This window comes from Kribbella sp. CA-293567 (assembly GCF_027627575.1).
Lineage (GTDB): Bacteria > Actinomycetota > Actinomycetes > Propionibacteriales > Kribbellaceae > Kribbella.
Window position 1 is genome coordinate 465,263 of sequence record NZ_CP114065.1, and the last position, 12,770, is coordinate 478,032.

At 69.0% G+C, this 12,770-nt stretch carries 12 protein-coding genes; 5 read left to right on the plus strand and 7 right to left on the minus strand.

From position 1 onward, the window contains the following. Positions 1 to 14 precede the first annotated feature (14 nt). Positions 15 to 1,151 carry a Fic family protein gene (locus OX958_RS02220; protein ID WP_270135362.1) on the plus strand — a complete coding sequence of 379 codons (1,137 nt, stop codon included), beginning with the start codon at positions 15 to 17 and terminating at the stop codon, positions 1,149 to 1,151. On the opposite strand, the gene pip is transcribed toward OX958_RS02220, so the two are convergent. Genes pip through OX958_RS02240 form a run of 4 tightly spaced genes read right to left on the minus strand, consistent with a single transcriptional unit; the run spans position 1,123 to position 5,574 of the window. Further along, a complete protein-coding gene (gene pip / locus OX958_RS02225; protein WP_270135363.1) occupies positions 1,123 to 2,094 on the minus strand; it encodes a prolyl aminopeptidase in 972 nt (323 codons plus the stop codon). The two genes, OX958_RS02220 and pip, sit on opposite strands and share 29 nt — an antisense overlap. Positions 2,095 to 2,129: 35 nt before the next feature. Then, the gene (locus tag OX958_RS02230; protein ID WP_270135364.1) at positions 2,130 to 3,080 is read right to left on the minus strand and encodes a UbiA family prenyltransferase; all 951 of its coding nucleotides are present in this window, start codon (positions 3,078 to 3,080) and stop codon (positions 2,130 to 2,132) included. Between the two features lie 57 nt (positions 3,081 to 3,137). Then, a complete protein-coding gene (locus OX958_RS02235; protein ID WP_270135365.1) occupies positions 3,138 to 4,013 on the minus strand; it encodes a Vgb family protein in 876 nt (291 codons plus the stop codon). After that, positions 4,003 to 5,574, minus strand: a complete 1,572-nt coding sequence (locus OX958_RS02240) for an ABC-F family ATP-binding cassette domain-containing protein (RefSeq protein WP_270135367.1) — start codon at positions 5,572 to 5,574, stop codon at positions 4,003 to 4,005. The genes OX958_RS02235 and OX958_RS02240 overlap by 11 nt, the downstream gene beginning before the upstream one ends. A 223-nt stretch (positions 5,575 to 5,797) precedes the next feature. Here OX958_RS02240 and OX958_RS02245 point away from each other — a divergent pair, with 223 nt between their 5' ends. Further along, positions 5,798 to 6,565 carry an SDR family NAD(P)-dependent oxidoreductase gene (locus OX958_RS02245; protein WP_270135369.1) on the plus strand — a complete coding sequence of 256 codons (768 nt, stop codon included), beginning with the start codon at positions 5,798 to 5,800 and terminating at the stop codon, positions 6,563 to 6,565. Here OX958_RS02245 and OX958_RS02250 read toward each other — a convergent pair. Then, a complete protein-coding gene (locus OX958_RS02250; RefSeq protein WP_270135370.1) occupies positions 6,556 to 8,397 on the minus strand; it encodes a protein-arginine deiminase family protein in 1,842 nt (613 codons plus the stop codon). The genes OX958_RS02245 and OX958_RS02250 overlap by 10 nt on opposite strands. A gap of 195 nt (positions 8,398 to 8,592) precedes the next feature. Between OX958_RS02250 and OX958_RS02255 the strand changes: the two genes are divergently transcribed. Beyond that, on the plus strand, positions 8,593 to 9,555 hold the full coding sequence (locus OX958_RS02255; RefSeq protein WP_270135371.1) for a DUF3152 domain-containing protein: 963 nt from the start codon (positions 8,593 to 8,595) through the stop codon (positions 9,553 to 9,555). A gap of 36 nt (positions 9,556 to 9,591) precedes the next feature. Here OX958_RS02255 and OX958_RS02260 read toward each other — a convergent pair whose 3' ends face one another. Next, the gene (locus tag OX958_RS02260) at positions 9,592 to 10,143 is read right to left on the minus strand and encodes a MarR family transcriptional regulator (RefSeq protein ID WP_270135372.1); all 552 of its coding nucleotides are present in this window, start codon (positions 10,141 to 10,143) and stop codon (positions 9,592 to 9,594) included. Positions 10,144 to 10,410: 267 nt separating this feature from the next. Here OX958_RS02260 and OX958_RS02265 point away from each other — a divergent pair, with 267 nt between their 5' ends. Together OX958_RS02265 and OX958_RS02270 are read left to right on the plus strand one after the other, a co-directional pair. Beyond that, a complete protein-coding gene (locus OX958_RS02265) occupies positions 10,411 to 10,641 on the plus strand; it encodes a hypothetical protein (protein ID WP_164602023.1) in 231 nt (76 codons plus the stop codon). A gap of 292 nt (positions 10,642 to 10,933) precedes the next feature. Further along, the gene (locus tag OX958_RS02270) at positions 10,934 to 12,055 is read left to right on the plus strand and encodes an epoxide hydrolase family protein (RefSeq protein WP_270135373.1); all 1,122 of its coding nucleotides are present in this window, start codon (positions 10,934 to 10,936) and stop codon (positions 12,053 to 12,055) included. Here the strand turns inward: OX958_RS02270 and OX958_RS02275 are convergent. After that, positions 12,052 to 12,735 carry a M23 family metallopeptidase gene (locus tag OX958_RS02275; RefSeq protein WP_270135375.1) on the minus strand — a complete coding sequence of 228 codons (684 nt, stop codon included), beginning with the start codon at positions 12,733 to 12,735 and terminating at the stop codon, positions 12,052 to 12,054. The two genes, OX958_RS02270 and OX958_RS02275, sit on opposite strands and share 4 nt — an antisense overlap. Positions 12,736 to 12,770: the final 35 nt, after the last annotated feature.

A 12,770-nucleotide genomic window follows, 5' to 3' on the forward strand; every position in this document is an offset into this window, starting at 1 on the left:
TCTAGCGTGAAGTCATGTTGTTCCCGACGCCCGAGCTGAGCCCTGCCGACGAGCGCGTCCTCGGTGACATCGACAAGATGCGGGAGACGTTGCGCCACCAGGTACAGGCCACACCGTCCAAGTGGACGTCCGGTCTGCGCAAGTTCCTCACTGCCGACGCCGTAGCGGGATCCAATTCGATCGAGGGCTTCAAGGTGTCGACGATCGACGTCGAGGACCTGATGGCAGGCGAGCGGGATGTCGAGGTCTCGGACGAGAACCGGGAAGAGACGCTGGCCTACCAGCGCATGATGACCTATCTCCAGACCCTGCACGACGTCGAGGACTTCACCTACAGCAAGGGTTTCCTGAACGCGCTGCACTGGATGCTCCAGGGGCACCGGCACACCGCCCGCAAGCCGGCGGGGCAGTGGCGCAAGGGCGCTGTCTACGTCACCGATGTCCGCGATTCCAGTATCGCCGCCTATACGGCACCCCCGGCGGACGAGCTTCCCGCGTTGATGGCCGAGTTGGTCGACTGGCTGAACGGGGACGATTCCACGCATCTGCTGGTCCGAGCCGCGATGGCCCACCTGCAACTGGTCGCCATCCACCCCTGGGCCGACGGCAACGGCCGGATGTCCCGTTCGTTGCAGACCTTGATGATTGCTCGTGAAGGGGTGCTGGCGCCTGAGTTCTCCTCCATCGAGGCCTGGCTCGGCCGCCCCGGAAACACCTGGGAGTACTACCGGGAGCTCAACCTGCGGGGAGCCGTCTATCTTCCCGACCAGGACGTCTCCGGGTGGATCCGCTTCAATCTGGTCGCTTACCACCAGCAAGCGCAGACGGTGCAGAGCCGTTTCGATCGCTCGGCCCGAGTGTGGACGGCGCTCGGCGACTTCGCTCGAGAGACGCGTCTCGACGAGCGGGTGGTCACCGCACTGCACGACATCGCCATGGCCGGGCGAGTCAGGCGCTCGAGGTACGAGCAGTCCGAGGGCATCAATCGCCAACAGGCGCAGCGTGACCTCCGGGACCTGGTCACCGCCCAGTTCCTCCAGCCGGTCGGCCGAACCCGCGCTCGCTACTACACCGCTGGTTCGCGTTTCCCTGAGGCGGTGCTGGAAATCGCCCGTACGCCGATCACCCTGACGAATCCCTACGACTCTTAGTCGCGTAGCGATCAACGGCAGCCAATACCAGGTCTGAGACGCTGGTTTTGGAGGCGCCGTGGCCGGCGTCTTCGACGATGTGGAGCTCGGCGTCCGGCCAGACCTGGGCCAGGTGCCAGGCGGTGTCGGGTGGGCTGCTGATGTCGAGGCGGCCCGTGATGAGTACTCCGGGGATGCCGGCCAGCTTGTGCGCGTCGCGGAGGAGGGCGCCGTCTTCGATCCAGCCGGCGTGGGCCCAGTAGTGCGAGACGAGTCGGGCGAAGCGGAGCCGGAAGACGGGGTCCTCGTAGCGGGGGTCGGGTCGGTAGCCGTGGTACGTCGCCACGTGGGTGTCCTCCCACTCGCACCAGGCTCGGGCGGCTCGGTCGCGGACGGCCGGGTCGGGGTCGTGCAGGAGCCGGCTGTAGGCGAGGGCGAGGTTTCCGTCCCGCTCGTCCACCGGTACGACGTCGCGGAAGCGCGTCCACTCCGCGGGGAAGATCCGGCCCATGTCGCGGGTGATCCACTCGATCTCGCGGGCCGACGAGCTGGTCACGCTGAACAGGACGATCTCGGAGACCGCGGCCGGGTGCTGCTCGGCGTACACGATGGCCAGGGAGGCGCCCCACGAGGCGCCGAGCAGGAGCCACTTCTCGATGCCGAGGTGTTCGCGCAGCCGCTCGAGGTCGGCGACCAGGTGCCAGGTCGTGTTGGTGCTCAGGTCGGCGTCCGGCTCGGCGGCGTCCGGCGTACTGCGACCGCAGCCGCGCTGGTCGAACAAGACGATCCGGTACTGCGCCGGGTCGAAGAAGCCGCGCCAGAACGGACCGGCGCCTGAGCCCGGCCCGCCGTGCAGGACGACGGCCGGCTTGCCGGCGGGATTGCCGCTGACCTCCCAGTGGACGAGGTGACCGTCGCCGACGTCGAGCAGGCCCTGATCGTGAGGCTCGGTCTCCTGATGCATGCGGTGCCTCCTGGTCTCGATGTGAACAGCCGCTCTCAAAGCACGCTGGTGTAGGTCAGAGCGAATGTGCCACACGGCAGCAGGAACAGCGACGCCACGATCACGACGCCCCGAAAAGTCATGCCGGGCTTGAGGAAGTGCCGGTACGCCGCAATCAGCACCGGCACCATCACGATCTCCAGCGCGAGCATGCTGCGCGGGATCACCGCGTCCAGGCCGGCCAGTACGACGGACAGCCCCGCCGCCGCGATCCAGAACGCGAACCCCAGCCGGTACGTCGCCCGCGCGCCGAGCCGGACCGCGATGGTCCGGTACCCCGCGGCGCGATCCGCCTCCAGATCCGCCAGCGTGGTCGGCAGATAGAGCCCGACCGCCGCCAACGTGCCCTGCAACGCCATCACCCACGGAAATCCGCTCAGCCCCGGATCGACCGCGGCCCAGCCCGCCAACGGCCCGAAGGTCCCGAGAGCCAGCGAGTTCGCCGCGACATCGAACCCGGCCCGCGTCTTCAGCCGCACCGGCGGAACGCTGTAGGCGAACCCCAGCAGCACCGCGAACAGGACGCCCAACGCGAAGGTGGTCCCCACGAACAACGCAACGACCACCGACAGAACCCCGGCCACCACCGACAGCCGCTTCGCCGCCGGCAGCGACACCCGCCCGTGGAGCAGCGGCGACTTCGACTTCCGCGGATTGACCAGATCTCCGGGCAGGTCATGCGCGTCGTTGATCGCCAGCACGCTCAGCCACAGCAGCGGACCCATCACCACCGCGCCGACGATCAGCCGTGGCCAGTCCTCGACCGCAGGCACCAATCGATGGGTCGCCAGCAACACCCCGACGTAGTACGGCACCACCGAGACGACCCAGAACGCGGGCCGTCCTACCGCGAGCACGTCCAGCGCCCGTCGGCCGAACGCGCGCGGTCCGGCTCCGATCTCCACAGCCCGCGCGGGCTCTGCCTTGGGTCCCACCACTGTGGTCACGTACACCACAGTGCTCCTGCGATCAGCTACTGGCGTCCCTCTGACGGGTGAATCGGCTCACTCCTCAGCGTGGAGGTGCGCAAGGACACCGACCTCCAACGCCACCCACACGTCGCCGTCAGCTCCCAGCGCCAGGCCATGCGGCTCCGAACCTTCGCCCAGCGCGACCTGCTCGACCACCACGCCTCGCGCATCCAGCCGGACCGCCGACCCCGATCCCCACAACGTCACCCAGCAACCGCCGCCAGCCGTCGCCACCACCGCATGGGGCTTCGACTCACGATCCGGCAGCGGAAACTCCTCGACCTTCCCGTCCGCGGAGATCCGGCCGACCTGCCCGGCCATCAACTCGGTGAACCACACGCCGTCGTCCCCGGCGCAGATTCCGACCGGCCCGGCCGATGCGGTCGGCAACGGATGGACGACCGCCTCACCGCTGACCGAGATCCGCACCACCGCGTTCCCCTGGTTGAGCGTGAACCACACGCCGTCGTCGTCCGCGGTGATCATCGCCGGAAAGCTGCCCTCGGTCCCGATCGGGAAGGTCGCCACCTCACCGTCGACACTCACCCGGCCGATCGCGTCGGTGTTCATCAGCGTGAACCACAACGCCCCGTCCGGCCCCACACACAGCCCGTACGGCGCGGATCCGTCGCCCACCTCGACCGAGGAGACCGTTCCGTCCGCCCCGATCCGCCCGATCCGGTCATCACCGTTCCGGGTGAACCAGACCGCGTCGTCCGGCCCACGCACGATCGCACTCGGCCGGCAGCCCGTCGCACCGAGGTCGAACCGGGTGACCTCGCCGTCGACGACCCGCGCCACCACCCCGGCGTGCACCAGCGTCGTCCACACCTCGCCACCCGCGCCGGCCAGCACGCCGTACGGGCCTTCGTTGCTGTTGGCAACCACAATCTCTGTACTACGCAACACGGTCCTCCTCCAGTTCGAGCCGCTCGCCACGCCACCGCGAGACGAACCGGCGATCGTGACTGACCACCACCAGAGCGCCGTCGTAGGCGGCCAGCGCCGCTTCCAGTTCTTCCACCAGCACCAACGACAGATGATTCGTCGGCTCGTCGAGCACCAGTACGTCGTGCCGTTTGGTCAGCAACCCGACCAACGCCAGCCGCCTCCGCTGCCCGGTCGACAGGTTGCCGATCCGCGTCTCCAACTGCTCCCGTGCGAACAGCCCGAGCCGGCCGGCCCCACGGTGCAGCATCAACTCCTGCCGCAAGGTCCGGTCCGGATCAGGCTCGACGACCTCCTGCGCCAGATAGCCGAGGTGACCGCTCCGCTCGACCGTCCCGGTGTCGGGCCCCAGCGCACCGGTCAGCACTTCGAGCAGCGTCGACTTACCGACCCCGTTCGGCCCGGTGATCAGCAGCCGATCCCCGGTGGAGACCTTGATCGAGGTCGGCCGGAGCCGGTCGCGCACCGACACCCCAGCCGCATCGATCAGTACGCCGGACAGCCCGGCCGACTGCAGCGAGGCCGTGAACCGCAACGGCTTCGACGGCACCGGCGGCGGGTTCTCCTCCAACCGGCGCAGCCGTTCCTTGGCGTTGCGGATCCGGCTCCGCTCAGCTTCGTTCACCCGATCGCCGGCCCGGCCGTAGGCCATCTTGTTGTTGTCCGTCATCGCCCGGCCGTACGAGACCCGGTCGGCGGCGGTTCCGACGGTCGTCCGCATCACCGCGACCTCGTCCTCCCACACCTGCCGCGCTTGCGCGATCCGCGCCCGCTCGGCGGCCTTCTCGGTGAGATAGCCCGCGTAGCCGTTGCCGTACCGCGTCACCTGGCGCGTGTCGCCGTCCACCTCGAACAACGTCGGCGCGACCCGTTCGAGGAACGCGCGATCGTGCGACACCACCACCGTCGTACCGACCCGGGCGCGCAGGTGATCCTCCAGCCACACGGTCGCTGCGAGGTCGAGATGGTTGGTCGGCTCGTCCAGCAGCAACACCTCCGGAGCAGCCACCAGTACGGCGGCCAGGTGCAGCCGCGCCTGCTCACCGCCCGACAACGAGGCCAGCAACCGATCGCCCGGCAGCGAACTCAGTCCCAACCCGGCCAGCGCCCGCCGGAATCGCGCCTCGGCGTCGTACCCGTCGCGGACCTGGAAGGCGGTCTGCAGTTCGCCGTACTCGGTCAGCAAGGCGGGATCGCCGTCCGTCAGCAAGCCCTCCAGCTCCAGCATGCGTGCTTCGATCCAACGCAGCTCGGCCAGCGCGTGATCGGCGACCCCGGCGACCGAGAGTTCCAGCGGCAACGAGATGTCCTGGGCGAGGAAGCCGATGCTGTCGGCAACGGTCACGAGCCCGTCGTCGGCCGGTTCGGCGCCGGCCAGGATCCGGAGCAGGGTCGACTTGCCCGACCCGTTCTCGCCGATCAGCCCGCTGACCTGGCCGGGCGGGAAGGCGCAGCTGACCCGTTCGAGCACCGGGCGATGGTTGTAAGACTTCGAGATCTCGTGCAGGGACAGCTGAGACATCCGGGTCCTCCTGACGCGCTGGAACGGTTCGGCGTCCACACAGGCGGGGACGGCCGGGTTCGACGGCGGGTCAGAAAATCACTGCTACCTCCTGCTACTGCGACAACTGTCCGCTCTCGATCATGCCACGGCCCGCGTCGGCAGGTGTCGGCAACTCCTCACCTCGGCCCCGGCGGCGCTGCTGTAAGGATGGTGCTGCTGCCCGACGACGGAGGAGGTCGCAGTGTCCGGACGTCTGACCGGCGAGGTCGTACTCGTCACCGGGGCCGCCCGCGGGATCGGCCGCGCGATCGCGCGCAAGGCTGCCGAGGAGGGCGCGGTCGTCGCGGTTCTCGACATCCTGCCTGATCAACTCGCGGCGACCGCGGCCGAGTTGCGGCAGGCCGGCGCCACCGTCGCGGCCGCCGTCGGCGACGTGACCGACGAGGATTCGGTACGCCGTACTGTCGCCGGCCTCACGAAGGAACTCGGCCGCCCGGCCACCGTGCTGGTCAACAACGCCGGCGTCAACGCCTACGCCGATGCCACTCAGATGACGGTGGCCGAGTGGGACAGTGTTTTCGACGTCGACCTCAAGGGCGCCTGGCTGATGGCCCGCGAGGTGCTGCCACCGATGATCGAGGCCGGCCACGGGGCGATCGTCAACATCGCCTCGATCCACTCCCAGTTGACCACCGCCGGCATGTTCCCGTACGCCGCCGCCAAGTCCGGACTGGTCGGCATGACCCGCAGCCTCGCCCTCGACATGGCTCCGCACAACGTCCGCGTCAACGCCGTCAGCCCCGGCTTCGTCGCCACCGACCTGCTCGAAGAGTTCTTCGACACCATCCCGAACGCCCGCGAGTCCGCGCTGGCCGCTCATCCGCTCGGCCGGATCGGCACCCCCGACGACGTCGCTGAGGTGGTCTGCTTCCTCGCCTCCCGCGCGGCGGCCTTCGTCACCGGCGCCAACTGGGCCGTCGACGGCGGCCTGGGCGTCCGCTACGCCTGAGGTGCCTGGGAACTTCCCGCCGACCTCCACCAGGTATCGGTGGACCGGGTGTCGCGCAATGCGTTGGTCGCACAGTGCACCTCACCACCACCCAGGTGAGCCCAGAAGAAGTCCTCCACCCAGTGCACCCGTACGCCGTTACGTCGCATCGCACGCTCCGTCGCCTGCCGGAAAACATCCCGGCCGCCAACCTTCGGACCGTGCGGGTCAGGTGCGGCGAAGTCCCGCGCGGTCAGCGACAGCCCGTTCACCAGCCCCGGAGTCCTTGCCCGCAGCAACCCGTAGCCCGGCACCCGCTCGAACAGCACCGGCAACCTGACCAACTCGTCCGCCGTCAGTCCAGTGGCCGCGAGCAAGATCCTCAACTGCTCGTCGATGTGACCTGCCGCTGCCTCGTTGTCGGCCAGCCCCTTGCTATCAGCAAGTACTTGGTCGATGGTCGGCTTCTGCTGCGAGTTGGTGTCGGCGAAGAGCCGAGCCTGTCCAGCTCCCGTGCGCTGAGCCTCCCGCAGCAGATCGACCGCCAGCCGCGGGTCCGCGACCGCGAGCGTCCAGCCGCGAGCGTTGCCGGCCCGCACTACATGCGTCGTCTCGTCCGCGTGCCCGACCATCAACCAGGAGGTGTCGATCACCACCGGCGCCTGGTAGCCCTGCCCGGTCACGAGCTTGATGAACCCGGCATCAGGTCTCCGGGACTCCGCGCCGTAGACCACCCGCCCGTGCGGATACCCGGCGTACGGCGGCAGCGACTCGATGTTGCCACCCATGTTGAGCAGATCGTTGAGCCCGTCCGACGGCACCGCGCTCAACTCCTGCACGATCCCGATGTCGGGACCCCGCAGATCGCGGTACAGCAGTCGCCCGGCAGGCCGCGGGGTCGCCACCGGCGTTCCGTCCCGGTCGGGAAACTCCCAGACATTGCCCGACCGGATCAAGATCCGCATCGTCCGGCTGCCCCCGACCACCGGCATGCTGGCGGTGGCAGGCTCGAAGGTGTCCTGCACCCACATGTCCTTCCAGCCCCGCGCCGTGCCCTGGACGAACTTCAGCCTCGCTCCGGCGGACCGGGTCGCCCGGCCCAAGGTCTTCGCGAACGGCTCCCACTCGCCCGGAACTCCCTTCGGATAAGGCGGTTCACCGGTCGGCCAACCCGGTCCCTTGTTCGGCCGGGCAGCCAGCACCGTCTCGGCGCGCTGCAGTTCGTTCTGCAACATCAGCGGCGCGACCCGGAGCTTCACCACGTCCGTCGTCGTCCGCCCGCGATCGGCAACGGTCAACGTCACGGACACCTGCCCGTCCCACTTGGCCGGATCCCGAACCACGTCCCGCCCCTCCAGCCGGACCCGTACTCCGCGCCGAAGTTGCGCGGCGGTCAGAGTCTCGACGGCCTGCCCGTCCACGAAGATCCGCGCCTTGTCCGCCGGTACGACGCTGAGCCGCCCAGCTGCCTGCCGGCTCACGTCGCGGTGGGCATGCACCTCGAGCGGCGCCAGGTCGAGAGCATCGCGCGGACCGTTGATCCGGTCGTCTGCCGCATCGTTGCAGGCGGCAAGTAACCGATCGACCTCCGCGCCGGCTCGGTCGAGGTCCGCCGGATCGACCCGGCAGCGGCGCTGGTCATCGTCCAGGTTGGGCAAGAAGATCGCGCCGCGGGCATCGGTCCACCGCTCCTCGGCTGCTTCGTCAGCGGCCGTCAGCCGCCCATCCCTGTTCGCGTCGGCGGTCAGGCCCGGCTGGAGTTCCGGATGCGGTGAGGCGCCCCAGGCCAGCATCACCGGCGATCCGGACAGCGCCAACGTTGCGACGACAAAACCTGCGGTCCAACGCTTCATGTCGCTCCCGGTAGTCGTACGAGCGTGTGGTTTCGTCGAAACTAACACGATTGTGCGAAATCCGGCAGGTGGATTTTCCGCCTCCGCCCCAGGGTGGACGCGAGCGGGCGGGGTACGGGGCGAGAAGGGGTTTCGCCCGTTCAGGCAAGAACAGGGTGAGGACGTGCCCGGCCGGGCGCGGGTGAGGAGCTGTTGATGCGCAAGACGAGAGTCGCCGCCCTGGTGATCGCGGCGGCGATCATGGCCGGAGCCCTGTCCCAGCTCCCCGCCAGCCCCTTCGCCCACAACAACTACCCACAGCGACCGCCCTCAGCGCCCACCGCCGACCCATCGACCTCAGTCCCCGGCGCCAATCCGTCCACCTCAGTGCCCGGCGCCGACCCGTCAATCTCAGCGCCCACCGCCGACCCGCCGGCCTCCGCCGCAGGCACTGGCTCGCAGAAGCGGACCGCACCGAACAGCGCCGTCCAGCCCGCCAACCCGGCCGACCCTGGCAACACGGAGCTCCAAACCCCACCCCAAACGCCCCACCCCAACGCGGCCCCCGGCCAAGGCAACCCAGCGATCACCTACCCGACCCGCGGCACCACCACCCTCACGACCCTCCCCGCCAACCCCACCACCATCGGCCAAACAGGCCGGATCTACACCTTCCAGATCGCAATCGAGGGCGGCATCAAAGGCATCGACCCACCGCAGTTCGCCCGCTTCGTCCGCGAGACCTACGGCGCTCCGCAAGGCTGGACGTCCGACGGCAAGCGCCGCTTCCGCCAGGTCGGCCCCGGACAGGCAGCCGACTTCCGCCTCATGCTGGTCACGCCCGCCACCCGCGACACCTACTGCGGCGGCAGCTTCGACCAGTACACGAGCTGCCGAATCGGCGATCGCGTCGTCCTCAACGTCGCCCGCTGGGCCAGAGGCATCCCGAACTACGGCGCCGACCTCGCGACGTACCGGCAGTACATGCTCAACCACGAGACCGGCCACCGCCTCGGCAACGCCCATGAGCTGTGCCCCGGGCCGGGACAGCCGGCTCCCGTGATGCAGCAACAGACGCTCGGCCTGCACGGCTGTACGGCGTACGCGTGGCCCCTCCGGAACGGCCGGCGCTACGAGGGACAGCTCGGCAAGTACGACGACCCGACGCCGGTCAGCTAGGGCGTGTCTCCTCCCGGCGTCACCTCGGCGCCGCTGTCAGTTGTGCAGGATGGTCGGGGCCAGCTGGTCGGAGACCGGGGCCGTGATGGCGGCCGACTCGAGACCGTCGGCGACGGTGTGCAGCAGCCGGATCAGCTGCGCGGCATCGGCCGGACCGAGGATGCCGGTGACGACGTCCAGGACTCGGACGGTCAGGCCGTCCAGCTGGGACAAGCGGGCCTGCCCCAGGCCGGTGACGCTGAGGGTCGGGGTAGTGCGCGCCAGGCCGAGGTCGACGAGCTCGGCGATCGCCAGCCCGGCCTCGCCGGCAGAGGTACCGACCTGCGCGGCGACGGCCTCGGCGGAGTCGTGGCCGTTGGAGATGGCACTCAGCACGAGCGCGGCCGGCATCTTGATCCCGACGGCGTCCTGCAGGCCGAGGATGAGCGGGTGGGCATGGCCGCGGACCCGCTCGACGGCGTCCAGCAGGCGAAGGGCGTCGCTGATGTCCCCGATCAGGTGCTCGGTCTGGACGGTGGCGATCCCGGTCGGCAGCACGACCCGGTCAGGAACAGCCAGGGCTCTGGTCCCAGCGTCTTCGATGGTCACCGGTCCAGCCTACGGAGCCCCACCAGGCCACCTCGGCGTGTCGTACCTGAGGAAACGCTATGAATTAGGTCTCCCGACGTATTCGAACACAATTTCGAGACCGGTCGGCCAGGTGTACAAAAGATTCTGGACAATTGCCCAGAATTCGCGCGTGACCTTCCGTTCCGGTCGTCCGTTGGATCTGACGTGACGGTGAACACACGGCGCACCGGCACCGCGCTCGCTCCGCGACTTAGGCCGACCACCCTGGAACTGCATGGAGGACAAGTGACAACCGCCACCGCCACCCAGACGTCTGAGCGCCGACGCGTACGAGTCTGGTTCGGTGAGCACGTGATCGCCGACTACAACGCCGAGCCGGCGTTGGCCGAGCGCTACGCACACGCCATGAGCCGTCGTTTCGCCGGACTCCGGGTCACCAACGACCCGATGCCCGTCGTCGACCGGCTCCCCGACCCCCTGCCCGGCGAGCGCATGTGGGACGTAGCACCCCGCTGAACCATCGATCGGCGGCCGGTGAGAGTGGGCCAACCGCCCCTCGCCGGCGCCCTCGATCTTTCGGATGCGCCTGAGTGAACTACCAGTACTACCGAAATGCGCCTGAACTGAAAAAACTTTCATCGTCCGCACCGAAACCTGGCAAGGTTCTCCGGTGCGGACGTTTTTGTCCGGCCGCGAGATCGGGATATTCCGCGGCATCCCGGAATGTCTCGAGGCGTGGTACCGCGCCGGCTTCCGAACTGAGACGAACGCCGGTCACTGACCTCGGCCCGCTCGTAGGGTGACAGCTGTGTTCTCCCCGTTCCGGGTCGACGTTCCGCAGGGAGCGATCGACGAGCTGCGGCAGCGCCTTCGGGCGACCCGCTGGCCGCGATCGCTGCCGGGGGAGTGGGAGCGCGGCGTACCGGTCGAGTACCTGCGAGGGACGGTCGAGCGATGGCTGGAGTTCGACTGGCGGGCCTGGGAGACCCGGCTCAACGCGATTCCGCAGTACACGACGGAGATCGACGGGCAGACGATCCACTTCCTGCACGCCCGATCGACCGAGCCGGCTGCCGTCCCGCTGCTGCTGACGCATGGGTGGCCGGGGTCGGTCGCTGAATTCCTCGAGGTGATCGGGCCGCTCACCGACCCCACCCGGTACGGCGCTGAGGCCACCGACGCCTTCCACGTCATCGCGCCCTCCGTGCCCGGGCACGGGTTCTCGGTCCCACTGGCGGAGTCCGGCTGGGATCACCTGCGCATCGCACGCGCCTGGATCGAGCTGATGGAACGACTCGGCTACGACCGGTACGGCGCTCAGGGTGGCGACACCGGATCGGTGGTGTCACCTCTCGTCGGCCGCCTGGCGCCCGACCGCGTCATCGGCGTACATCTCAACGGCGGTCTCGCGTTCCCAGCCGCCGGACCCGGCGATCTCGACGACCTCAGCGCCACCGACCAGGCGAAGCTCGCCAGCGCCGAGCAGCTCCGCGCGACGGGCACCGGGTACGCCGTACTGCAGTCGACCAAGCCGCAGACCGTCTCGTTCGGGCTGAGCGACTCACCGGTCGGCCAGCTCGCCTGGATCCTGGAGAAGTTCCACGACTGGACCGATCCGGCGCGGGCCCTGCCGGAGGACGCCGTCGCGCTCGGCCACCTGCTGGCCAACGTCTCCATCTACTGGTTCACCAACACCAGCGCCACGTCGGCCAACCTGTACTACGAAAGCGGGACCTACCCCACGGCGCCGAGTGGAGTTCCGACCGGCGTCGCCGTCTTCCCGACCGACCCCGCGATGCGGCACCTGCTCGAACGCGAGCACCACCTCACGCACTGGACGGAGTACTCGCGAGGCGGTCACTTCGCCGCGCTCGAAGCCCCCGACCTGCTGGTGGACGACATCCGCACGTTCTTCCGCGGTCTCCGCTAGCAGTACGAACGACAGGCTCGATCGACGCCGTACGAACGCTTGGCCTTGGCCACGGTGGCAACGGGTGAGAGTTGTCTGCCGTCGTGCCACGCGTTGAGGAACGCCTGCGGTGGCACCGCACCTCGCCGGATCCACCAGTGCCCGGCCACGGTCGGCCAGCTGATTCCGAAGTGCAGATGCGGCGGCGTCCCCTGCGCGCTTCCGGTCTTGCCGGTCAGGCCCAGCGTCTGTCCGGCCCGTACCACCCGCCCCGGCTCGACCTCGACCGCTGACAGGTGCGACCCGTAGTACCGGACCCCGTCGACGCCGACGACCGAAACCGACAGCCCACCGCGATCGCGGCCGACGTTCGTCTTCTGGTCCCAGGTGTCGACCAGGGTCACCTCGTCCACCCGCCCGTCGACCGGCGAGACGAACTTGCAGCCCTTCGCCGCGAAGATGTCCGACGCCGGGTAGTCGTGATGACTCTGCGACGCGTCCGCCCGGCAACCGGCCACCGGGAACACGTACTTCGTGGCGCTGCCGGCCGTCGCCGTTCGGTTGCTCGAAGCAACAGTCGGCCGTTGAGGCCGATCCGGCTCCGGCTGGTCGAACCCGCCGACGGCGGTGAACACGAGCAGCCCGCCGCCGGAGACCACCAAGGCAGCGGACAGAAAGATCACCCACACAGAGCGCTTCACTGCGAGTCACCGTAACAGTCGTCCGGACAGGTGCG

Coding starts and splice junctions, on each gene's coding strand:
- OX958_RS02220 (WP_270135362.1), top strand. CDS start 15: ATGTTGTTCCCGACGCCCGAGCTGAGCCCTGCCGACGAGCGCGTCCTC.
- pip (WP_270135363.1), bottom strand. CDS start 2,094: ATGCATCAGGAGACCGAGCCTCACGATCAGGGCCTGCTCGACGTCGGC.
- OX958_RS02240 (WP_270135367.1), bottom strand. CDS start 5,574: ATGTCTCAGCTGTCCCTGCACGAGATCTCGAAGTCTTACAACCATCGC.
- OX958_RS02250 (WP_270135370.1), bottom strand. CDS start 8,397: ATGAAGCGTTGGACCGCAGGTTTTGTCGTCGCAACGTTGGCGCTGTCC.
- OX958_RS02255 (WP_270135371.1), top strand. CDS start 8,593: ATGCGCAAGACGAGAGTCGCCGCCCTGGTGATCGCGGCGGCGATCATG.